Source organism: Nocardioides sp. JCM 18998 (genome assembly GCF_055391535.1).
Window position 1 is genome coordinate 3,197,469 of record NZ_AP043886.1, and the last position, 19,223, is coordinate 3,216,691.

At 71.5% G+C, this 19,223-nt stretch carries 19 protein-coding genes and 1 tRNA gene; 13 read left to right on the plus strand and 7 right to left on the minus strand.

Annotated elements, in window-relative coordinates:
- The first annotated feature begins 76 nt into the window (after positions 1-76).
- Entirely contained in the window at positions 77-631 is a 555-nt protein-coding gene (locus ACZ5L9_RS15010; protein ID WP_464528977.1) for a 4'-phosphopantetheinyl transferase family protein, read from the plus strand.
- Positions 632-684: 53 nt separating this feature from the next.
- Here ACZ5L9_RS15010 and ACZ5L9_RS15015 read toward each other — a convergent pair whose 3' ends face one another.
- Positions 685-3,093, minus strand: a complete 2,409-nt coding sequence (locus tag ACZ5L9_RS15015; protein ID WP_464528978.1) for a YncE family protein — start codon at positions 3,091-3,093, stop codon at positions 685-687.
- Positions 3,094-3,137: 44 nt separating this feature from the next.
- Complete coding sequence (locus tag ACZ5L9_RS15020; protein WP_464528979.1) at positions 3,138-3,992, minus strand: hypothetical protein; 855 nt, start codon at positions 3,990-3,992, stop codon at positions 3,138-3,140.
- 119 nt (positions 3,993-4,111) lie between these two features.
- Between ACZ5L9_RS15020 and ACZ5L9_RS15025 the strand changes: the two genes are divergently transcribed.
- From ACZ5L9_RS15025 to ACZ5L9_RS15065, 9 genes are all read left to right on the plus strand, one after another.
- Positions 4,112-4,768 carry a FadR/GntR family transcriptional regulator gene (locus ACZ5L9_RS15025; protein ID WP_464528980.1) on the plus strand — a complete coding sequence of 219 codons (657 nt, stop codon included), beginning with the start codon at positions 4,112-4,114 and terminating at the stop codon, positions 4,766-4,768.
- Positions 4,769-4,985: 217 nt separating this feature from the next.
- A complete protein-coding gene (locus tag ACZ5L9_RS15030) occupies positions 4,986-5,975 on the plus strand; it encodes an ABC transporter substrate-binding protein (RefSeq protein WP_464528981.1) in 990 nt (329 codons plus the stop codon).
- Complete coding sequence (locus ACZ5L9_RS15035) at positions 5,972-7,801, plus strand: hypothetical protein (RefSeq protein ID WP_464528982.1); 1,830 nt, start codon at positions 5,972-5,974, stop codon at positions 7,799-7,801. The genes ACZ5L9_RS15030 and ACZ5L9_RS15035 overlap by 4 nt, the downstream gene beginning before the upstream one ends.
- A complete protein-coding gene (locus ACZ5L9_RS15040) occupies positions 7,798-8,616 on the plus strand; it encodes a hypothetical protein (RefSeq protein ID WP_464528983.1) in 819 nt (272 codons plus the stop codon). The genes ACZ5L9_RS15035 and ACZ5L9_RS15040 overlap by 4 nt, the downstream gene beginning before the upstream one ends.
- Positions 8,609-9,610 (plus strand): FecCD family ABC transporter permease, encoded by a 1,002-nt coding sequence (locus ACZ5L9_RS15045; protein WP_464528984.1) that lies wholly within the window; start codon positions 8,609-8,611, stop codon positions 9,608-9,610. The genes ACZ5L9_RS15040 and ACZ5L9_RS15045 overlap by 8 nt, the downstream gene beginning before the upstream one ends.
- Positions 9,607-10,665 (plus strand): FecCD family ABC transporter permease, encoded by a 1,059-nt coding sequence (locus tag ACZ5L9_RS15050; RefSeq protein WP_464528985.1) that lies wholly within the window; start codon positions 9,607-9,609, stop codon positions 10,663-10,665. The genes ACZ5L9_RS15045 and ACZ5L9_RS15050 overlap by 4 nt, the downstream gene beginning before the upstream one ends.
- A complete protein-coding gene (locus tag ACZ5L9_RS15055; protein ID WP_464528986.1) occupies positions 10,662-11,468 on the plus strand; it encodes an ABC transporter ATP-binding protein in 807 nt (268 codons plus the stop codon). Before ACZ5L9_RS15050 ends, ACZ5L9_RS15055 begins: the two co-directional genes overlap by 4 nt.
- A gap of 29 nt (positions 11,469-11,497) precedes the next feature.
- Positions 11,498-12,691 carry an enterochelin esterase domain-containing protein gene (locus ACZ5L9_RS15060; RefSeq protein ID WP_464528987.1) on the plus strand — a complete coding sequence of 398 codons (1,194 nt, stop codon included), beginning with the start codon at positions 11,498-11,500 and terminating at the stop codon, positions 12,689-12,691.
- A gap of 9 nt (positions 12,692-12,700) precedes the next feature.
- Complete coding sequence (locus tag ACZ5L9_RS15065; protein WP_464528988.1) at positions 12,701-13,522, plus strand: aminotransferase class IV; 822 nt, start codon at positions 12,701-12,703, stop codon at positions 13,520-13,522.
- 21 nt (positions 13,523-13,543) lie between these two features.
- On the opposite strand, the gene ACZ5L9_RS15070 is transcribed toward ACZ5L9_RS15065, so the two are convergent.
- On the minus strand, positions 13,544-13,975 hold the full coding sequence (locus tag ACZ5L9_RS15070; RefSeq protein WP_464528989.1) for an SsgA family sporulation/cell division regulator: 432 nt from the start codon (positions 13,973-13,975) through the stop codon (positions 13,544-13,546).
- Between the two features lie 281 nt (positions 13,976-14,256).
- Between ACZ5L9_RS15070 and ACZ5L9_RS15075 the strand changes: the two genes are divergently transcribed.
- From ACZ5L9_RS15075 to ACZ5L9_RS15085, 3 genes are all read left to right on the plus strand, one after another.
- Positions 14,257-14,333 (plus strand) — tRNA-Val (locus ACZ5L9_RS15075).
- A gap of 378 nt (positions 14,334-14,711) precedes the next feature.
- Positions 14,712-15,851: a tyrosine-type recombinase/integrase gene (locus ACZ5L9_RS15080; RefSeq protein ID WP_464528990.1), complete on the plus strand. Its 1,140-nt coding sequence runs from the start codon at positions 14,712-14,714 to the stop codon at positions 15,849-15,851.
- Positions 15,852-15,909: 58 nt separating this feature from the next.
- Positions 15,910-16,215: a helix-turn-helix domain-containing protein gene (locus ACZ5L9_RS15085; protein WP_464528991.1), complete on the plus strand. Its 306-nt coding sequence runs from the start codon at positions 15,910-15,912 to the stop codon at positions 16,213-16,215.
- A gap of 260 nt (positions 16,216-16,475) precedes the next feature.
- Here the strand turns inward: ACZ5L9_RS15085 and ACZ5L9_RS15090 are convergent, their stop codons facing one another.
- The 4 genes from ACZ5L9_RS15090 to ACZ5L9_RS15105 form a co-directional block, all read right to left on the minus strand.
- Entirely contained in the window at positions 16,476-17,813 is a 1,338-nt protein-coding gene (locus tag ACZ5L9_RS15090; RefSeq protein WP_464528992.1) for a hypothetical protein, read from the minus strand.
- Positions 17,813-18,112, minus strand: coding sequence for a hypothetical protein (locus ACZ5L9_RS15095; protein WP_464528993.1), 300 nt, complete (start codon positions 18,110-18,112; stop codon positions 17,813-17,815). The genes ACZ5L9_RS15090 and ACZ5L9_RS15095 overlap by 1 nt, the downstream gene beginning before the upstream one ends.
- A 92-nt stretch (positions 18,113-18,204) precedes the next feature.
- Positions 18,205-18,777, minus strand: a complete 573-nt coding sequence (locus tag ACZ5L9_RS15100) for a hypothetical protein (protein WP_464528994.1) — start codon at positions 18,775-18,777, stop codon at positions 18,205-18,207.
- Positions 18,778-18,788: 11 nt separating this feature from the next.
- Positions 18,789-19,205, minus strand: a complete 417-nt coding sequence (locus ACZ5L9_RS15105) for a single-stranded DNA-binding protein (RefSeq protein WP_464528995.1) — start codon at positions 19,203-19,205, stop codon at positions 18,789-18,791.
- Positions 19,206-19,223: the final 18 nt, after the last annotated feature.

Genomic DNA, 19,223 nt, shown 5'->3' on the forward strand with positions numbered 1-19,223 from the left:
TCCCGGTCGAGTCGGGCCTCCGTCCCGGTCGAGTCGGCCTCCGTCGCGGTCGAGGCAGTCGTGGGAGGATCCGGGCGTGACTGAGCCGGTGGTGCACATCCGCGCCGTGGCCGACGTCGTGGCCGATCCGGACATCCTCACCCCCGAGGAGACCGCTCGGTGGCAGCGGCTGGTGCAGCGGGCCGACCGGGACGCCTACCTGGCCGCGCACGGGCTCGTGCGCCTGGCCGCCGAGGAGCTCAGCGGCCTCTCCGGGCTGGTGCTCACCCACCACTGCCCGACCTGCGGCGCGACCGACCACGGCCGGCCCGCGATCGTCGGACACCCAGAGATCCACGTGAGCCTGAGCCACACCCGGGGAACGGTCGCGGCGATCGCGGCCGCCTCGCCGTGCGGAATCGACGTCGAGACCGTCGGACGCGTGCCGGACACCGCCCTGACGCCGCGCGAGCGTGCATGGGCGGGCGAGGACGCCATGCGCCGGACCGGCCTGTGGGCGCGCAAGGAGGCGTGGGTCAAGGCATCGGGCGAGCCACTCGACGGGGCTGCCGACCACGACGTCACTGACGCGCCCTGGCTCACGGGGGAGGCCCACACCGACGGCTACGCCGCCGCCTGGGTGGTCCTCTGAGACGACGACGGCCCCCACCCGGACCGGGTGGGGGCCGTCGTCTCAGCCGAGGGTCACTGGGAGAGACGCTGCAGCTTCTTCTTGTCCTGGGCGAGCTTCTTCTTCGCCTTGGTCAGCTGCTTCTTCAGGCGGGTCGCCTTGGCGCCGTGGGCGCTCTTCAGCTTCTTCTTGAGCTTGGTGACAGCGGAGCGGTCCTTCTTCACGACGGCCTTGGCCTTGGCGACCTTCTGATCGTGGACGCTCGGGGTGCTGGTGCCAGGGTCGGTCCCCGTACCGGGGTCAGTGCCGGTTCCCGGGTCCGTACCGGTGCCGGGGTCAGTGCCGGTGCCCGGGTCCGTCCCCGCGCCCGGGTCAGTGCCGGTGCCCGTGCCGGGGACGGTCGCCTTCGGGGTGATCTTCCAGACCTGGTTCGCCGGGGCGGCCTTGTCGACGACGAAGACGTCGCCCTTGCCGTCGGTGGAGACATGGTTGCCCGTAGCGATCGGCAGTGAGGCGACCTTGTTGCCGTCCTTGTCCAGGACCGTGACCGACGTGCCGCCGAAGTTGGTGACGTAGGCGAGCTTGTTCACCGGGTCGAAGACGGCGTTGAGCGCCTGGCGTCCGGTCGGGACCTGCTTGAGCGTTGCGCCGGTGGTGGCGTTGGCGACCACGACCTCGTTGCTGTTCTGGCTGGCGATGAACAGGCGGTCATCCGCCGCGTCGTACGCGATGCCGGACGCACCGCGGCCACCGACGTCGATGCCGTCGACGGTCAGGAACGTCGGTACGTAGTGAGCGGGGTCGGCCGCGACCTGGGCGGTGTCGATCTTGACCACCTTGTTGCTGCCCAGACTCGGCGAGAAGACCTTGCCGTTGGCGATGGTGAGGGCCACCGGGTTGAAGACATCGCGGGTGCCGGTCTGGATGTCGGTGACCTTCTCCAGCGTGTCGGCGTCGTACACGGAGATGTAGCCCGAGGCCGTGGCCGATGAGCCCTCGCTGGCCGAGCTGACGAAGACCTGGTCCGTCGACGGGTCGTAGACCACGTCGCGGGCGTGGCTGGTCTCGCCGGCCGGGAACTGCTTGACCAGGCTGAGATCGCTCTCCTTGTAGACGGCGACGCTGTTCGACCCGGTATTGGAGACCCAGATGTTGCCGTGCTCGTCGTCGACGCCGATGCCGAAGGCGCCGGTCTTGGTGAAGCCGTCGTGGTCGACGGTCTGGAACGACGCCTCGATGGTCAGCGTGTCGGGGTCGAGCTTGTAGATGTAGCCGCCGTTGCCGGTGCCCCGGTCGGATGCGGTGACGTAGAGCGCGTCCTCGGCGGCGCTGTAGGCCGACTGGTAGAAGCCCTGGTAGAAGCCCTGGTCGGTGCCGCTGGCGACGATGTCGAACTTGTCGGTGCCGACGGGGGTCTCGTCGGGGTAGACGGTCTGGCTGAGCGTGTAGGTCTGCGCCGTCGGAGCGGTCTGCGTGATCACCAGTGACTGGGTGATCGGCGTCATCGTCGCCGGGATCGCGTACGAGGTCGTCGCGGCGCCGCTGCCGTCGGCGGTGAGGCCCGTCGCGAGAACGGCATCGCCGAGCTTGACCTGCGAGATGACCGCGCCGGGCGCGAGGTTGCCGAGAGTCAGCATGCCGGTGGCGCCGACGAAGCTGTTGCTCAGGGTGACCGACGGCGGGATCTGGACGGTGACGTCCTTGTCGGTCCCGAGCGTGCCGGTGAGGTGCAGGGTGAGAGTGCCCGCCGGTGCCGCGCCGGGGAGCAGCACGACCTTGGCCGTGATCGTGCCGCTGGCCGATGCGGTCACGGTGTCGGTGACCGTCGAGGTCCGGCCGGAGGTGACGGTCCACTGCAACGGGGCGCCGCCCCGGCTCACGGAGAGCACCTCACCGGCGGGGAACTGGCCGCCGGCGAAGCTCACGGTCGCGCTGCCGGTGGCCGCGGTGGTGGCGGTGGTGACCAGGCCATCACCGATGGTGAACGTGAGCAGCACGGTGCGCGGGGTGTCACCGCTCTCCATCGAGCCGGTGAGCAGGCGCAGCGTGTGGGTGGTGCCGATCGCCCACGGCGTGGCCAGGGCGGGGCTGGTGTTGCTCGTCGTCGGGAACGGGATGTCGGCGCTGAAGGAGCCGTCCGCGTTGGCCTCGATGGCGGCCCAGACGTCGAAGGCGTCGGCCGAGGTGCCGGTCGCCGGGTTGGTCACCGCGCCGGAGGCGGGCTCGGTGGTGAGTGCATCGCCCAGCTTGACGCCGATCGTCGAGCCGGTGGCCGGGTCGGTGCCGCCGGTCCAGCCGGTGCCCTCGAGGTGGATGGCGCTGCCGGCCACGACGACGTCGGCGACGGTAGCGCTGGCAGTGCCCGAGGTCTGGGTATCGGCATTCGCGGGGGCCATCGCGGCGAGACCGCCGAGGCCCAGGACCGCCGCGGTGGCGAGTCCGATCGTACGGACGCCGGTGCGGCCAAGCGGACGAGCGGTCACGTGCTGTGCTCCTGATCGAGATGAGGGGGAAGGGGAGGGGAGGGTCATCGGGCGGCCTTCTGGTCGCGCTTGAGCTGCTTCTTCGCCTTGGCGAGCTTCTTCTTCAACGTCGCCTTCTGAGCGCCGTGCGCCTTCTTCAGCTTCTTCTGCAGCTTCTTGATAACGGCCTTGTCCTTGGCCACCACGGCGGCGGCGTGCGACGTGGTCGTCACGACGGGCGTGCCGGTGCCGGGGTCGGTGCCACCCGTGCCCGGGTCGCTTGTGCCGGTGCCGGGGCCGGTGGTGCCGGCACCCGGGTCGGTGGTGCCCGCGCCGGTGCCGGGGTTGGTGGTGCCGGGGTTGGTGGTGCCCGTGCCGGGATCGGTGGTGCCCGTGCCGGGGTCGGTGGAGGCAGCGGTGACGGTGAAGGTGAGCTGCATGGTGCGCGCGACGTCGTCCTTCTCCATCGAGCCGGAGAGCAGCCGCAGGGTGTGCGTCGTGCCCGCGGCCCAGTCGCCCGCCCCGATCGCCGGGCTGGTGTTGCTGGGCGTGGGGAACGTGATGTCGGCGCTGAACGAGCCGCTGGCGTCGGCGGAGATCGCGGCCCAGATCGGCTTGGTGAACGGCGTGTCCGGCTGGTTGTCGGTCGGGTTCGCGACGGTCCCGCTGGCGGGCACCGTCGTCGACTCGTCGATCTTGACGCCGATGGTCGATCCGTTGTTGCCCGCGGTCGTGGTCCAACCGGTGCCGCTGACGTGGATCGCACTGCCGACGACGGTGTCGGAGACGGTGGCGCTGGCAGTGCCCGAGGACTGGGTGTCGGCGTGGACAGGACTGACCGCGAGGGCGGTGAGTCCCAGCGAGGTGGCGACGACCGCAGCGGCGGAGCGGCCGACGCGTCGCGTAAGGGTAATGCTCACGGGGGTGATGACTCCTCGATCAAGGGCCGCGAAGAGCGACTCGACTTGTTAGGTAAGGCGACACTAACTTAGGTCAGACAAAGTTGTCACGCGCCCTCAGAGAAATGAGACTTCGCGCCATGTCGGTGATGGGGAGCGCGCGGGCGCAGCAGACGGTGCGGCGCCTGCAGGAGGCGATCACCTCGGGTCGGTGGCCGGTCAACAGCCGGATCCCGACCGAGGCCGATCTGGCCGCCGAGCTCGGCGTCGGTCGCAGCACGATCCGCGAGGCCGTACGGAGCCTGGCTCATCTCGGCATGCTCGAGCCGGCTCCCGGACGCGGCACCTTCGTCCGCTCGCTCAACCCCGTCCGTGGGATGCTCTCCGAGCTCGCTGCGGCGCACTCGTGGGGCGACATCCTCGCGGTGCGCAAAGGGCTCGAGGTCCAGGCGGCCGACCTGGCGGCCCGCAGGGTCGACCCCGAGGCGCTCGCGCAGCTGCGGGCCGCACACGAGGCGGACAAGTCCGGGGGCGACGGTGCCGAGCGGGGCGAGACGCCGGGTCAGTTCCATGCGCTGGTCGTCGAGATGGCGGGCAACGGCCTGCTGTCCGAGCTGTACGCCGCGCTGATGGCGACCCTGCGCGCCGGCATCCGCGAGGGGGCCATCCGCAACCAGCAGGGTGCGGCCGCCCGACACGGTGACCACGAGGCGCTGCTGGCCGCGATCGCCGCCGGCAACCCGGCCGCCGCCGCGGCGATCTGGGCCGCGCACGCCGAGCACGACATCACGCTGTAGTCCGGGGGTTTCGAGGCTCGCTGCGCTCGCACCTCAACCAACGGGCTGCGCTCGCACCTCAACCAATGGGCTGCGCTCGCACCTCAACCGTCCGGTTGCGCTCGTGCCCTGAGTGGGCGGGTGCACTGTCGCGCTCATCTGACGATGCTGTTAGGGTCGCCTTACCTAATCCACATCTGATGATTGAGTCTGTTTCGTCATGTCGATGCGATCCCGAATGTCCCACCGAGCCCTCGTTGCGCTCACGGCCACCGCACTGGTCGGCGGCCTCGCCGCGTGCGGCGGCAGCAGCGTCGCCCGCGCGGCCGACGGCCCGACCCGTACGGTCACCGACGTCGACGGCACCGCGATGCAGGTGCCGGTCCACCCCGAGCGTGTGATCACGCTGAGCGAGCCGACGCTCGACGACGCCCTGGCGCTCGGCGTCACCCCGATCGGCAGCACCGCAGGCCGCGGGCAGAGTGGCGTGCCCGGCTACCTCGCCGCCGACGCGAAGGGCGTCGCCATCGTCGGTGCCGTCGCCCAGCCCGACTACGAGGCGATCGCGGCGGCCAAGCCCGACCTGATCCTGGTCGACGGCACCAGCATCAACAACAACGCCGATGCGCTGGCGATCCTGCGCAAGATCGCCCCGACCTACGACGCGGGCTTCGCCGGGGGCGATTGGCGCGCCAACCTCGAGCACGCCGCCGACGCCCTCAATCTCGCCGACGAGGCCACCGAGGTCGAGCAGCAGTACGACGCGAAGGCGGCCGCCGCCAAGGCCGAGCTCGCCGCGCCGTACGCCGGCAAGACCTTCTCCATCGTCCGCTGGCAGGGCAGCTCGGCCGCGCTCATCCTCAAGGAGCTTCCGGCCGGCGTGGCGCTGACCGACCTGGGCCTGGCCCGCCCGAAGAGCCAGGACCACAACGGGCGCGGCCACAGCGAGCCCGTCTCCCTGGAGAACCTCCAGCAGATCGACGCCGACTACCTCTTCCTCGGAACGCTCGGCGGCTCCTCGGTCGGGAACGCCGACGCCGGTGGCTCGAGCGACACCGCCGCCGCCCAGCAGGCGATCAAGGCGGCCGAGCAGGTGCCCGGCTTCACCCAGCTGACCGCGTACAAGGGCGGTCACGTCATCCCGGTCGACGGCTCACTGTGGACCTCCACCGGCGGCCCGCTCCTCATGGAGCGCCTGGTCGACTCGATCCTGCAGGAGCTGTCGTGAGTCGCCTCCTCATCGCCGCCTCGCTCGCCGCGACGGCCCTGGTCGTGCCGGCGGCGCTGGTCGCCGGCACCCCGGCCCAGGCCGCGACGAGCTGCTCGCCGTCCACCGCATCGCCCGCCGTCACGATCGACGACACCACCCTCCAGCTCGGCCGGACCATCGCCTTCCACGGCACCGGCTGGTGCCACCCGACCGACGGCGGCTCCACGATCGGCGTGAAGATCGACGCCGGCGGCATCAACCGGCTCGACACGACCGTCTCCAGCAACAAGTCGGTCTGGGCGATCGTCACCGCGGACCCGGGCTCCGGCGACTTCACCGGCTCCTTCACGCTGCCCGACGGCACCGACAAGACCTCCACCCCCAAGCTCACCGACGGCGATCACAGCCTCACCTTCCTCAGCGGCTCGCTGAAGACCGGCGACACGATCCGCTCGCAGACCGTTGCGTTCACCCTCGGGGCGACGGCCGGCGGTAGCAGCACCACCGGCCCGAAGGGCACGTGCACGCCGACCACCACGAGCGCCCAGGTCCACCTCGGATCCACGACCGCGGCCTTCGGCGGCACGGTGCACCTCACGGGTACGGGCTTCTGCAACCCGGCGGGCGGCGGCTCGGTGATCGGCGTCAAGCTCGACGACGGCGCCTACGTCAACAGCGACGGCAGCAGCGTCTGGGCGAAGATCGCGGCGAACGACGCCGACGGCACGTTCAGCACCGACATCACCCTGCCCGACGGCACCACCAAGACCTCCACGCCGGCGTTCACCCGCGGTGGACACACCTTGCGCCTGCTCACCGGCAGCCTCGCCGCCGGCGACACCGTCCGCACGATCGAGACAGCGACCTTCTCGATCGGCGCGTACGCCCCCGCCGGCCTGCCCGACCCGCTTGCCGGCTCCGCCCTGCGACCCTCGACCCGGCACGGCGTGAAGGCGGCGCTGGGCAGGAAACGGGTCGTCGTGCGGCTGCCGGAGACGGCGGTGGGCACCTGGGTGCTCCCGGCGCTCTACGACAAGCACGGCTCGCCGAGCTACCCCTGGTCGGCCTGGCGCCGGCTGCCCGCCTCGCACCGCCTCGTCGTCGCGCGCAAGCCGATCGCTGACACCGGCGCCACCGGCCGGCAGCGGCTGGTCGTGCAGAGCGGCGAGGAGAACCACGTCGGCGACCTCGTCGGCTGGGCTCCGCTCCGACTCCCCGCGGCGAGCAAGCACGAGGCGGTAACGACCACCTCGCACAGCGCCACCGTCACCACCACCTCGTCGGCCCCGGTCGTCTCCGCCGTCCCGGCGACCGGCGAGGTGCCCACGACGCCCCGGCTGCCGTTCGCCACGTACGCCGATCTCGACCCACGCAGGCAGGGCGGTGTCAGGGGCCGCGTCGACGCCGGCATCCTCACCCTCACCGACCGCTCGGCCAGGCCGGGCGACGTCGTCGACGTCGTCGTCTACACCCCCGACGCGACACTGCCCGCCGGCTGGGCGACCGTCGCCGAGAACCGGAGCGTCACGGTCGACCTGGCCGGTCTCCGCGGGTACGCCGGGGTCACGCTCCAGGGCGAGGACGGCGAGCTGATCGGGTGGGCACCACTCTCCCTCGGCGGAGACGACCCGAGCGCCGAGGAGACGACGGCGGCCGTCGCCACCACCGACCAGGACGGGGACGGGAACAGCACACCGCTGCATCCGGTCGCCTCCGGGACCGCCTCGCCCGACGACTGGCTGAGCGGCACCGACGGCCTCCTGCTCGCCGTCGGCGCGCTGGCGCTCGCCGCCGTCGCCCTCGTGACCGGCCGCGCCCCACGACGCAAGGACACCACCGCATGAAGCGCCTGATCACCCTCGTCGCCCTCCCACTGGCTGCCGTAGCGCTGGCGCTGCTCACCCCGAGCGCCGCGCACGCCATCCCCGCCGGCGGGGCGAGCGCCGACACCCCGGGCACCAGTGCCGCGGTGAGCACCCGTTCGGTCCCGGTCGGCGGCACCATCCGCTTCACCGTCACCGGCTTCCCGGCCGGCGAGGTCGTCTACGTCAAGATCGACGACGGCCAGACCTGCAGCTCCTCGTCGGTCCACGGTGCCTGCGTCGTCCACCAGCAGCGCCTCGACGCCCGCGGGTCGGCGAGCGGATCCTTCGTGCTGCCCTCCGACATCAGCACCGGCAAGCACTGGCTCCGTTTCCTGGCCAGCCAGGAGGTCGCCGGCGGCGGAGGCGGCGTCAAGGGCTACACCGCCCGCGGCGACACCGACTTCACCGTCACCGCGGCCGCGAGCACCGCCCCGTCGACGGCGGCCGCGGCCACGCCGGCGGCGACCGCCACGAGCGCGGCCGCAGCCGCCGGTGTCACGACGAGCGCCCCGGATGCGGGCGCGGGCGTGCCCACGGCGGGCGCGACCCTCCACATCGGTCCGCCCCAGCCCGCCGTCACGGTCACCGTCACTGCGCAACCCGTCACCGCGCAACCCGTCACCGCGCAACCCGTCGCCGCGCAGCCCGTCACCGACGCCTCCGTCACGGCCACTCCGGTCGCGGCCGTCGACGAGGGGGCCCGCCCGCCGTACGTCGGCATCGCCGGCCTCCTCCTCCTGCTTGCCTGCGCCGCCGGCCTCGTCCTGCGCCGGCGCCGGCTTGGTCGTGCCTGAGACGCTGCGCGGCGGCGGCCTCTGGCTCAGCGGCCTCCTGCTCCTGCTCGCCGCGGTGATCCTCAGCCTCGCGCTGGGCTCGCACCCGATCGCGCCCGCCACGGTCTGGCATACGCTCCTCAACGACGACCACTCGACCGAGGCCGGGATCGTCCGCGGCCAGCGCGTGCCGCGCACCGTCCTCGGCCTGGTCGCGGGTGCCGCCCTCGGCCTCGCCGGGGCCGTCATGCAGGCACTGACCCGCAACCCGCTCGCCGACCCGGGCCTGCTCGGCGTCAACGCCGGCGCCGCACTCGCCGTCACCCTGGGGGTCGCCGTCGGCGGCGCGACGGGCATCGGCGGCTACCTGTGGCTCGCCCTCGCCGGCGCGGCCCTGGCCACCGTCGGCGTCTACCTGCTGGCCGGCACCGGCCGAGCGATGCGCGGTCCGAGCCGGCTGGTCCTCGCCGGCGTCGCGGTCAGCGCCGCGCTGACGGCGCTCACCCAGACCGTCGTGCTCGCCGACCAGAAGGCGTTCAACGAGTTCCGGTTCTGGATCACCGGCTCGCTGGAGGGCCGCGGCTGGTCGGCCGTCGAAGCCGTCGCCCCGCTCCTCGTCGTCGGCGCGGCGATCGCGCTGCTGCTCGGCCCGGCTCTCGGGGTGCTGGCGCTGGGGGAGGACGCCGCCCGCGCGGTCGGCGTGCACCTGGGCCGCACCCGCGCCCTGGCGGTCGCCGCCGTCGCGCTGCTGGCCGGTGGCGCCACCGCCGCCGTCGGGCCGGTCGTCTTCGTCGGCCTCGCCGCCCCGCTGACGGCTCGCGCACTCCTCGGACACAGCCAGCGCCGGGTCGCGCTCGCCTCCATGCTGCTCGGCGCCGTCTGGCTGCTGCTCGCCGATGTGCTCGCCCGCGTCGTCCTCGCCCCGCAGGAGCTCGCCGCCGGCGTCGTCGCCGCGATCGCGGGCGGCCCGCTCTTCGTCGCGCTGGTCAGCCGCCGGAAGGTGCCGTCGCTGTGAGCGTCACCCTGAGCACCACGCCCGGCGTCCGCACCGTCACGATCCGCCTCGGTGGGGTGTCGCTGCGCTGGCACCGCCGTGCTCTCGTCGTCTGCGGAGCGCTGGCCGTGGTCGTGATCGCCCTCGGCGCGACCGGGCTGATGCTCGGCGACCTCGACCTGGCGCCCGGCCAGGTGCTGCGTGCGCTGGCCGGCGGTGGAGACCCCCTGGCGAGCTACTTCGTCACCGACGTACGCCTGCCGCGGGTGGTCGCCGGCATCGCCGTCGGCGCCGCCCTCGGCGCCTCCGGCGCGCTCTTCCAGACGGTCACCGGCAACCCGCTCGGCAGTCCCGACCTGGTCGGCTTCACCGCCGGGTCGGCCACCGGAGCGGTCGTCGCGATCATGACCGTCGGCGGCGGGCCCGGCGCCACGACCGCGGGCGCGCTGATCGGCGGTGTGGCCACCGCGGCGCTCATCGGAGCGCTCACCCGGCGACACGGCCTGAGCGGCCAGCGGCTGGTCCTCGTCGGACTCGGCGTCGGCGCCACCCTGACCGCCGTCGACCGGCTGCTGCTCGCCCGCGCCGACCTGACCACCGCCCAGGACGCCGCCCAGTGGCTGGCCGGCTCGCTCAACGGGTTGCTCTGGCACCGGGTCGCCCCGGCCGTGCTGGCGATCGTCGTCCTCCTCGTCCTCGCGATCGTGCTCGTCCGTCCGCTGGGCATGCTGCCGCTCGGCGACGACCTCGCGCATGCGACCGGGATCGACGTCGCCCGTACCCGTGGCCTCGCGGTCCTCGTCGGCGTCGGCCTGGTCGGGGTCGCCACCGCGACCGCCGGACCGGTCGCCTTCGTCGCGCTCGCCGCTCCCCAGATCGCCCGTCGCCTCACCGGCGCGGCCGCGCCCGCCGTGGTGAGCTCGGCGCTCACCGGAGCCGCCGTCGTCCTGGCCAGCGACCTCATCGCGCAGCGGCTCTTCGCACCCACCCAGCTCGCCGTCGGCGTCGTCACCGGCGCGGTCGGCGGGGTCTATCTCGTGGCCCTGCTGGCCACCCAGTGGAGAGGCAACCGATGACGCGGCTGCGCACCCAGGAGCTCACCGTCGCGTACGGCACCCAGCGGGCGCTTCGCGACCTCGACGTGGAGATCCCCGACGACGCGTTCACCGTCATCGTCGGGCCCAACGCCTGCGGGAAGTCCACCCTGCTGCGCTCCCTTGCCCGGATGCTGCGCCCCTCCGCCGGCTCGGTGGTCCTCGACGGCCGATCGGTCACCGGGCTCCCCGCGAAGGAGTACGCCCGCGAGCTGGGCCTGCTGCCGCAGTCGGCGACCGCGCCGGACGGGATGAGCGTCGCGGACCTGGTCGCCCGCGGCCGCTACCCGCACCAGGGGCTCTTCCGGCAGTGGTCGCCGCGCGACGAGGCGGTGGTCGCCGAGGCGATGGCGGCGACGTCGGTCGCCGAGCTCGCCGACCGGCCGGTCGACGCGCTCTCCGGCGGCCAGCGGCAGCGCGCCTGGCTGGCGATGGCGCTGGCCCAGGAGACGCCCCTGCTCCTGCTCGACGAGCCGACCACCTACCTCGACATCACCCACCAGCTCGAGGTCCTCGATCTGGCCCGCTCGCTGGTGGCGGGCGGGCGTACGGTCGTCGCGGTCCTGCACGAGCTCAACCTGGCCTTCCGCTACGCCGACCACCTGATCGTGATGGCGGAGGGCGAGGTGGTCGCCACCGGAGCGCCGTCCGTCGTGGTCACCTCCGAGCTGATGCGCACGGTCTACGGGCTCGCGTGCCGCATCGTCCCGGACCCGGTGAGCGGCACGCCCCTGGTCGTCCCCGAGCTGCGCGCGGCTCCGGAGCGGATCGGGGTGACGTCGTGATCGCCCGGGCCGATCGGCCGGTGCGGGCCATGCGCCCGCCGAAGGTGCCGCGCCCGGTGCCGGTCCCGCGGGTGCGCAGCGCCCTGATCGACCGGCTCGCCGCGGAGGACGTCGAGATGTTCTGGAGCCGGATCGCCGATCGTCTCCCGCTCGTCGAGACCCTGCCCGACGAGGCCGGCGGCGGCGAGGAGGTCGTCGTGACCTTCTGCTGGCGCGACGAGGACGCCGAGCAGGTGCTGCTCTTCGCCAACCGGCTCACCGACGAGACCTCGCTCGCCGAGACCCTCCTCGAGCGCCTGCCCGGCACCGACCTGTGGCACGCGTCGTTCCGGATGGGTCGTGACTGGCGGGCTTCCTACTCCTTCCTCGTCCAGCCGCGGGGCGCCACCGCACCGTGGCTGGTCGACGGGCACGTGGCGCTCCGCGCCGCCCTCGACCATGGCCTGCCCGACCCGCGCAACCCCGACACGTGCCTCAACCGTGCCGGCGTCGTCCAGTCGGTGGCCTCGATGCCGGGCGCGCCGACCCAGCCCTGGCACGAGCCCCGCGCCACGGTGCCGGCCGGCCGGGTCGAGCATGCCTCCGGCCCCGACGGCCGTGAGATCTGGGTCTACCGCCCCGCCGAGCCGGTTGTCGAGCCTGTTGCCGGGCCGCTGCCGCTGCTGGTCGCCCTCGACGGGGAGGTCTGGGCGCGTTGGCTCCCGACCATGCTGGACAACCTGATCGCGACCGGCGCGATCCCCCCGGTGCACGCGGTCATGCCCTCGTCCGGGGGACGGGAGAGCCGCTGGAACGAGCTCGGCGCCGGCGGCGCCGGGGCGACGTACGTCGTCGACGAGCTGATCCCGTGGGCCGCGCGCCGCGTCGAGGTGGACCTGGATCGGATCGTCGTCGCCGGCCAGAGCCTCGGCGGGCTGGCCGCGCTGCGCGCGGGCCTGGGCCGCCCCGACGTCGTCCACGCCGTGGTCAGCCACTCGGCGAGCCTGTGGCAGGACGACCTCGGCGACCTCGTCCGCCCCGGCGCGGGCCCGGGCCCGCGGATCCATCTCGCGCACGGCACCCAGGAGTGGGTCCTGGACGGACCGCACCGCGACCTCGCCGTACGACTCGCGGCGGCGGGCGTCGAGACCGACGTCGCCACCTTCAACGGCGGGCACGACTACGCGTGCTGGCGCGGCGGCCTCGCCGACGGCCTGCGCTGGGCGCTCGGAGCGCGCCAGTAGGGTCACCTCATGCGCGCCTGGATCGACGGTCGGCTCCTCGAGGACCCGACCGCACCCGCTGTCAGCGTCTTCGACCACGGCCTGACCGTGGGCGATGCGGTGTTCGAGGCGATCAAGGTGGTGGACGGGCAGCCGTTCGCCCTGCAGCGCCATCTCGACCGCCTCGCCCGCTCCGCGCACGGGCTCGGCCTCGGGCCGGTGGACGAGGCCGCCCTGCGTACAGGCATCGCGGAGGTGCTCGGCGGCGAGACGATCGGGCTCGGCCGGATCCGGATCACCGTCACCGGGGGCCCGGCGCCGCTCGGCTCCGGCCGCGGCGACGCCGCCCCGACGGTGATCGTCGCCGCCAGCGAGGTGCCGCCGTTCGCCGAGAGCACCCGGGTCATCACCGTGCCGTGGCCGCGCAACGAGCGCGGCGCGCTGGCCGGCCTCAAGACTACGTCGTACGGCGAGAACGTCGTCGCGCTCGCCGAGGCCCAGCGCCAGGGCGCGAGCGAGGCGATCTTCCCGAACACGCGGGGCCACCTGTGCGAGGGCACCGGCACCAACGTCTTCTACGTCGTCGACGGGGAGCTGCGCACCCCGACGCTGGCCAGCGGCTGCCTCGCCGGGGTGACCCGCGCGCTGGTGCTGGAGTGGTACGGCGGGGTGGAGATCGACGAGCCGATCGACGTGGTCGCGGAGCGGGCCAGCGAGGTCTTCCTGGTCTCCACCCTGCGAGACGCGCAGGCGGTCGTGGACTGGAACGGCAAGGACCTCCCGTACGGTCCGATCACGCGGGCCGTACGGGAGGTCTGGCGGGACAGGGAGCCGGAGCTGCTCGGCCGCTGAGGAGGCTCGGGTCGAAGAGGGTCAGTCGACGTCGTCGAGCAGGCTGGCGATGATGGCGTCCACGTCGAGGTGGTCGCTCTCGGTGCCGACCGGGACGGCGGCGAAGGTCCGCGCGAGGAAGGACTGCAGCTCGTGGGTGCAGGCCTGGGCGACGAGACGGCCGTCGGGGGAGGAGAAGTCCATCACCGCGACGGCGTTCGCGCCGTCATCGATGCTCGGGTGGACCCGGACGTCGCCCTCGCCGGCCGCGGTGGCCAGGCCCTGCAGGAGCAGCGAGCGAGCGACGATCCACTCGACGTCGCCGGAGCTGGAATGGAAGGTGAGGGCGACCGCGTACGGGTCGTCCTTGCGGTAGGCCAGGGTCGTCGGCACGTCGACGTTGCGACCCCACGGGTCGACGCACGCCAGCGTGATGTCCTGGGAGAGCACCGGGGTGGTCGGCTGCTGGTTCATCTCGCACGCTCCTCGTCGATAAGCCTTCAACGATGGGACGGGGTGTCAGGTCACACGTGACGCGACTTTCGGCCCAGATTCTGTGACGGTCGTCTCGTCGGGCTCAACGGCGATCGCCCGTGCGGGGTACGGCGGGAGGTCCGGTGGATCAGACCACTGCGACCTAGGTCCCTGCCCACGACGCGGACGGTGAGGATGGCTTCGGGGAGGGGCCGAATGTGAACGGAGCGTGTTGATGCGCTACTGTTCCGTTCGTTCTCACGCGCCCTTGGAGCGCATGCGGATGTATAGCTCAGTTGGTTAGAGCGCATCGTTCACACCGATGAGGTCAGGGGTTCGAGTCCCTTTACATCCACCAAGTTGAATATGGTCCCTCACCTGCGGAAGCGGGTGGAGTCGAGGGGATGATCTCATCGTGGCGGCCAGCCACGGTGGGCCAAATCCCTAGAGATGTCCCTTCTGGGACTGCCAGAACTGCCTCGCGCAAGGTTCTTGCGATCGAAGACCCGTCCTGATCCAGGACGGGTCTTCTGCGTTCCGGGCCGACTCGACCACCTACCTGGTGCTCGGGTCGCCGGAGCGTCGTCATGGCCTCCGTACCGCGGTCATCTCCGCTCACACGAACAGGTACGCCATGAACGACACGAAGAACTCCCGTACGGCAAGGCCCGTGCCCTACTGACGCGCCGGGACCCAGGTACACAACAAGGCCGGGCTACCGGGGTGGAGGCTGCGGGTGTACGACCCGCGCACCGACCGGCAGCCGGAGACGAACTTCTACGGGACCTACGAACAGGCGGCGATCGAGCTCGAGCGCTGGCGCCAGGAGCTCGCGGCCGCCGCCCAACCGCTACGGGCCGGCGCCCACAACATGAGGGTCTCCACCTGGGCTGTCCAATGGCTCAAGGACTACGCCTGGCTCGTACGCCCTCATGGCGAGAACCCCGGTGTGCGACGTCGCCAGACGACGTGGCGCAACGCGAAGTCCGTGACGTTGTCCTACATCCTCCCGGCGCTCGCCGACCGCACCCTCGCATCACTCACCTACCAGGACTGTTACGCCTACATCGCCGCGCTCCGGGTCTACGGCGGTACCCAGGAAGCAGCGCCGGCCACCAAGGCATCGGTGGCCTCGTTCCTACGCATCATGCTGGCCGACGCCGAGAAGGCCGGCGTCACGCGGGGCAACCCCGCTGCCGGCCTTCCGACCCGATGGGGTGTCGGGCGACGGCGAATTGTGATCCCGTCCATCCTCCAGGTCGAACGCCTTGCCGAGTCGATGGACGCGATCTGGCCCGGTCGCGGCGACATCGTCCGCCTCTTCGCGTACCTCGGCCTGCGATGGGAGGAGCTGACCGCGCTCACGTGGGACAACGTTGATCTCGAACGACGATCCATGTTCATCGGCTGGGCGCGACCCTCCAACCTCAGTGCCACGCAGGACGTGCTCAAGACCGATGCCTCCGAGCGCTATGCCGCCGTTCTTGAGCAAGCCGACGCGGCGCTGACGAGGTTGAGGGCCTTCACCGAGCGCAGGAAGAGCGCCTACGTCGTCTGCGGCGAACGCGGCGGCCCGCTGCCGTATTCGATGTGGCGCAAGAAGCTCGCCCTCGCCCAAGCGGCCTCCGGCGTGGACTACACCGCCCATGCCCTGCGGCACTGCGCGGCCTCGATCCTCATCGCAGGCGGGGCGACGCCCACAGAGGTCCGAGATCAGATGGGTCACTCGACGACTGCGGTCACCGAGCGCGTGTATCGGCACGCGATCGCGATGGACCGAACCAAGCTCGCCGAGCGACTCTCCGCCGCGATGACGAACGTCGCGGTTGACGAGGAGGCAGCGGGGAACGACAGCGCAGAAGGAACTGCGGCATGACCGCCTGCGGACGGTGGCGCGTACCTATGCGTAGACGCCGAGACGGAAGGTGGAACGGATGACACAGCACCCTCGGAGCGCCGCGGTTCACGCGGGCGTGGAGGACGACCCGGAGGAGATCCGCCCCTGGCTGGACGCGGAGGAAGCGGCGCATCTGCTGAACGTCTCCTCCGGCACCCTGCGACGCCTGGCCAAGCGCGGCGAGATCCCATGCCGGATGGTCGGGACCCACTACCGGTTCCGCTTTGAGGATCTACGCGACTGGCCTGGGTGTGCGCCGCGCGCCACGGTCGCTCGATCGCGCTGGTCGGAAGAGTCTTGGCGCGATGAGATCTCTCGTCTCGACCCGTATCACACGACGTGAGCATCCCGACGTCGCCCGCAGTCAAGCACCCACCTACGCGTCTGTTCGTACCGAGTCGTGTGCCTGAGTGATTGGCGGTCGACGTGGTGCTTGCTCCCGTGCGGCAGCCATCGAGGTACGGAGCCTGTTGGGACGTGCTCAGCAGTTCGACGTCTGAGAGGACCGAGGTGCGTCGTCGCAGACAGCGACCAGCGATCCTGAGGTTCGTCCAGCGGTTGGGGTCCCGATCGATGTACACGAACGGCGTGAGCGGCCAGTGATCAGAGTCCCGGCGCCTCGACCGCTCGGTCCCGCCGGCCGAGCGGTGAGGCGATGGCCGCCGCGAGATGGGCGCGGCTCGGATCCGACACGACAGATGCCGGCGCTTCGTGCGGGCGGAGGCGATCGCGGACGGTTCGGATCGCGGGAACGTCGTCCATCTGTTCGGCCCGGACGAACGGTCCCTTCGTCAGTGCGGTCCGCTGACGCTTGCGGGTGGCGTGGCGCTCGAGGTGTCGGCGTTTGAGGTAGGTGCCAGCGCGGACGGCATCCTCGATGGTGTCGGCGAGGCGCGTGTCGATTCGGTTAAACGTGGCGTGCAGGGCGGCCAGGGTCCGTGCGCTGATAAGGGTGTCGTCCGGCAGCGCGCGTAGGCGGTGCAGGGCGTAGACCGCCTCTTCGACGGCTTGCTGTCCACGCCCGAGGACGCCGCCGATGTCACGCAGGTCAGCCAGGAGCCGTGCGTAAGTCTCGGCCCGTCGATACCAGGTCGCACCGAGGTTCGGGTCAACGCGCTTCGCGTGGGGCGCTATTTCGCGGGAGAGCAGCCTTTGGGAGTCGACGATGAGTCGCAGGTTGGTGGCGGTTGGCAGGGTGTGGAGGCGGACGTAGAGGTTGTGTTCGGCTTGCAGGACTCCGAGGGCGCCGGGCTTGGCCGGCCCTCTGATCAGCTTCACCGGAGCGCGCCATCCCTGGCGGTCCACGGTGAGGTCGGGCCGGCCAAGTCCCGCGTCGAGGGATGCGGCGAGGGCGGCCCAGCCGAGTCGATCCACACCGTGGAGCGGTTGCCATCCGGGGATGTTGCTGCTGCGTCGGTCGAGCATGATCAGGGCTTGGGTGATGGCGCCGATGTCGGCCATGACGGTCTGGGCCTGAGGCACGCTCAGAGATTGCTCGCCGGCGCGACCCGACAGATCGTGCTCGGCGAGTGCGGCGGCCCGGGCCGCGATGCGCCACGTCTCGACGTAGGGCTGGGGCTGTGGGGTGGTCAGGAGCTCGAGGTCGGGGAGGTCTGCGTTGTCCTGGTTGAGTGCCCTGAAGAGAGTCTCCTGCAGTTCGGTGAGTGGGTTCAGTTCGCGGTCGTGGTGAACGAAGGGGTTCTTCGGACCCGGGGCGACGTTGAGCTCGACGTAGGGATCGATGGCTCGGCTGGTCTCGGCGCACCAGGTGAGGACCGACTTCCGGTAGCGCGCGATCATTGCTCCGGCGGCCGCGCGTGCGCGCTCCTCGGCTGGCGAGGACGAGGCCCGGGTGTGGGTGGAGATCTGCTGCAGCACGCGGTGCTGGCCGAGCAGGTCGGCCATCGCTTCGCGCAGCATCCGGCCCGACTCGGCGTACATCAGGTCTCGTCCAGGTCATAGGCATCGCTCAGACCGGCGAGTGCGAGCTCGATCTGCAGCTCGTCGATGCCGTGTTCGCGCAGGCGCGCGAGCGCCACGGAGGCGTGGGTGAACAGCAGTGCGCGGGTGAGTTCATCGTGGCATGGCTCGATGGCGGGGGTCTCGTCGCCGTGGATCTGGTCGAGGTAGATCAGGACGCGCTCGTAGGCGGAGGCACCCTCGACGGAGTGCGCGCGGTCCGCGAGGGCGGCCAGGCATGAGCGGGCGTGGACCAGGGTCAGGGCGTGGGCGACTCGCATGGCGTTCTCCGTTCCCTGTGCGGACGTTTCGAGGGTGCTCCGCTTCCGGAGGCTTTGCGTGTTGTCGGAGGCGGCCCTGTGGAGCGAGCGGTTCACCGAGGGGTTGTGAAAGGAGATCCGACGTGGAGTTCCTCGCGGATGGAAGATTCGATGCGCTCTCGGCGGTCGATGTCGTTGCGTACGTAGGCGGCGAAATCGGCTGCGCGGTCGTGGATCTCGGCTTCGCTGCCTGGGGCGGGCGCCGACTCGCCGGGCCAGACGGTCTGACGCGTCGGTCGATCACGATCGAGTCGAGTTCCGCATTGGGCTACCCAGTCGCGCAGCCTGTATCGGGCGTCGGCGAAGTCGCGCATCCATACGATCGGTGCCGAGGGTGAGGCGTGGTCGTCGTAGCAGGCGAGGAAGTGCGTGTGGAGGGCAGAGAGCTCCCAGATGAGCTCGTCGTGGCGATGCCACATTGGTGGGACGATCGAGGGGGAGAGGCCGAAGGTGGTCTTGAGCCAGTTGACCCAGGCGTCGAGATCGGCCCATTCGCTGCATGCCTCCTCGGCGGTCAGTAGGTTCCAGTTGACCGGACCGTCGCGGTGCTCGGCGAGGTGTTGTTCGTAGGTCTCGTCGAACTGCGAGAGGAACTCGTCGTCGGGCTCGACGTCGTCGACTCCCATCGCGGTGCGCCTCAGAACCCGACAGCGGGGCGTGGGGGTTCCGACGTCGGTGGTGGCTGTGACGGAGAGGCGGCGAGTGTGGAGCGCATGACGGCGTACTGGGTCTTGTTGGCGTTGTGCCCGATCTTGCGTGCGACGAACTCTTCGCGGATCTCGCCGTCGCGGTGCGTCTCGTACTCGTGGACGTAGCCGCTGGCGATGAACGAGTCTCCGGGCCGGAAGCGGGCGTAAATCTCACGCGCGGTCGCCTCGAAGGCGACCATGTCGTGGAATGTCGGGTCGAGTCGGGTGAAGTTCCCGTCTGACTCCTTGCGCCACTGCTCGACGCCGACTCGAAGACGGCAGTACGCCGTGCCCGCGCCCGTGAAGTGCAGGTCCGGCTCGGTGGCGACGAAGCCGACCAGGCCCAACTTGGTAGGGATGGACATCCTGTCTCCTTGAATCGG

Coding starts and splice junctions, on each gene's coding strand:
- ACZ5L9_RS15040 (WP_464528983.1), top strand. CDS start 7,798: ATGAAGCGCCTGATCACCCTCGTCGCCCTCCCACTGGCTGCCGTAGCG.
- ACZ5L9_RS15055 (WP_464528986.1), top strand. CDS start 10,662: ATGACGCGGCTGCGCACCCAGGAGCTCACCGTCGCGTACGGCACCCAG.
- ACZ5L9_RS15025 (WP_464528980.1), top strand. CDS start 4,112: ATGTCGGTGATGGGGAGCGCGCGGGCGCAGCAGACGGTGCGGCGCCTG.
- ACZ5L9_RS15090 (WP_464528992.1), bottom strand. CDS start 17,813: ATGTACGCCGAGTCGGGCCGGATGCTGCGCGAAGCGATGGCCGACCTG.
- ACZ5L9_RS15105 (WP_464528995.1), bottom strand. CDS start 19,205: ATGTCCATCCCTACCAAGTTGGGCCTGGTCGGCTTCGTCGCCACCGAG.
- ACZ5L9_RS15070 (WP_464528989.1), bottom strand. CDS start 13,975: ATGAACCAGCAGCCGACCACCCCGGTGCTCTCCCAGGACATCACGCTG.
- ACZ5L9_RS15030 (WP_464528981.1), top strand. CDS start 4,986: ATGTCCCACCGAGCCCTCGTTGCGCTCACGGCCACCGCACTGGTCGGC.
- ACZ5L9_RS15095 (WP_464528993.1), bottom strand. CDS start 18,112: ATGCGAGTCGCCCACGCCCTGACCCTGGTCCACGCCCGCTCATGCCTG.
- ACZ5L9_RS15085 (WP_464528991.1), top strand. CDS start 15,910: ATGACACAGCACCCTCGGAGCGCCGCGGTTCACGCGGGCGTGGAGGAC.
- ACZ5L9_RS15100 (WP_464528994.1), bottom strand. CDS start 18,777: ATGGGAGTCGACGACGTCGAGCCCGACGACGAGTTCCTCTCGCAGTTC.
- ACZ5L9_RS15060 (WP_464528987.1), top strand. CDS start 11,498: ATGCGCCCGCCGAAGGTGCCGCGCCCGGTGCCGGTCCCGCGGGTGCGC.
- ACZ5L9_RS15065 (WP_464528988.1), top strand. CDS start 12,701: ATGCGCGCCTGGATCGACGGTCGGCTCCTCGAGGACCCGACCGCACCC.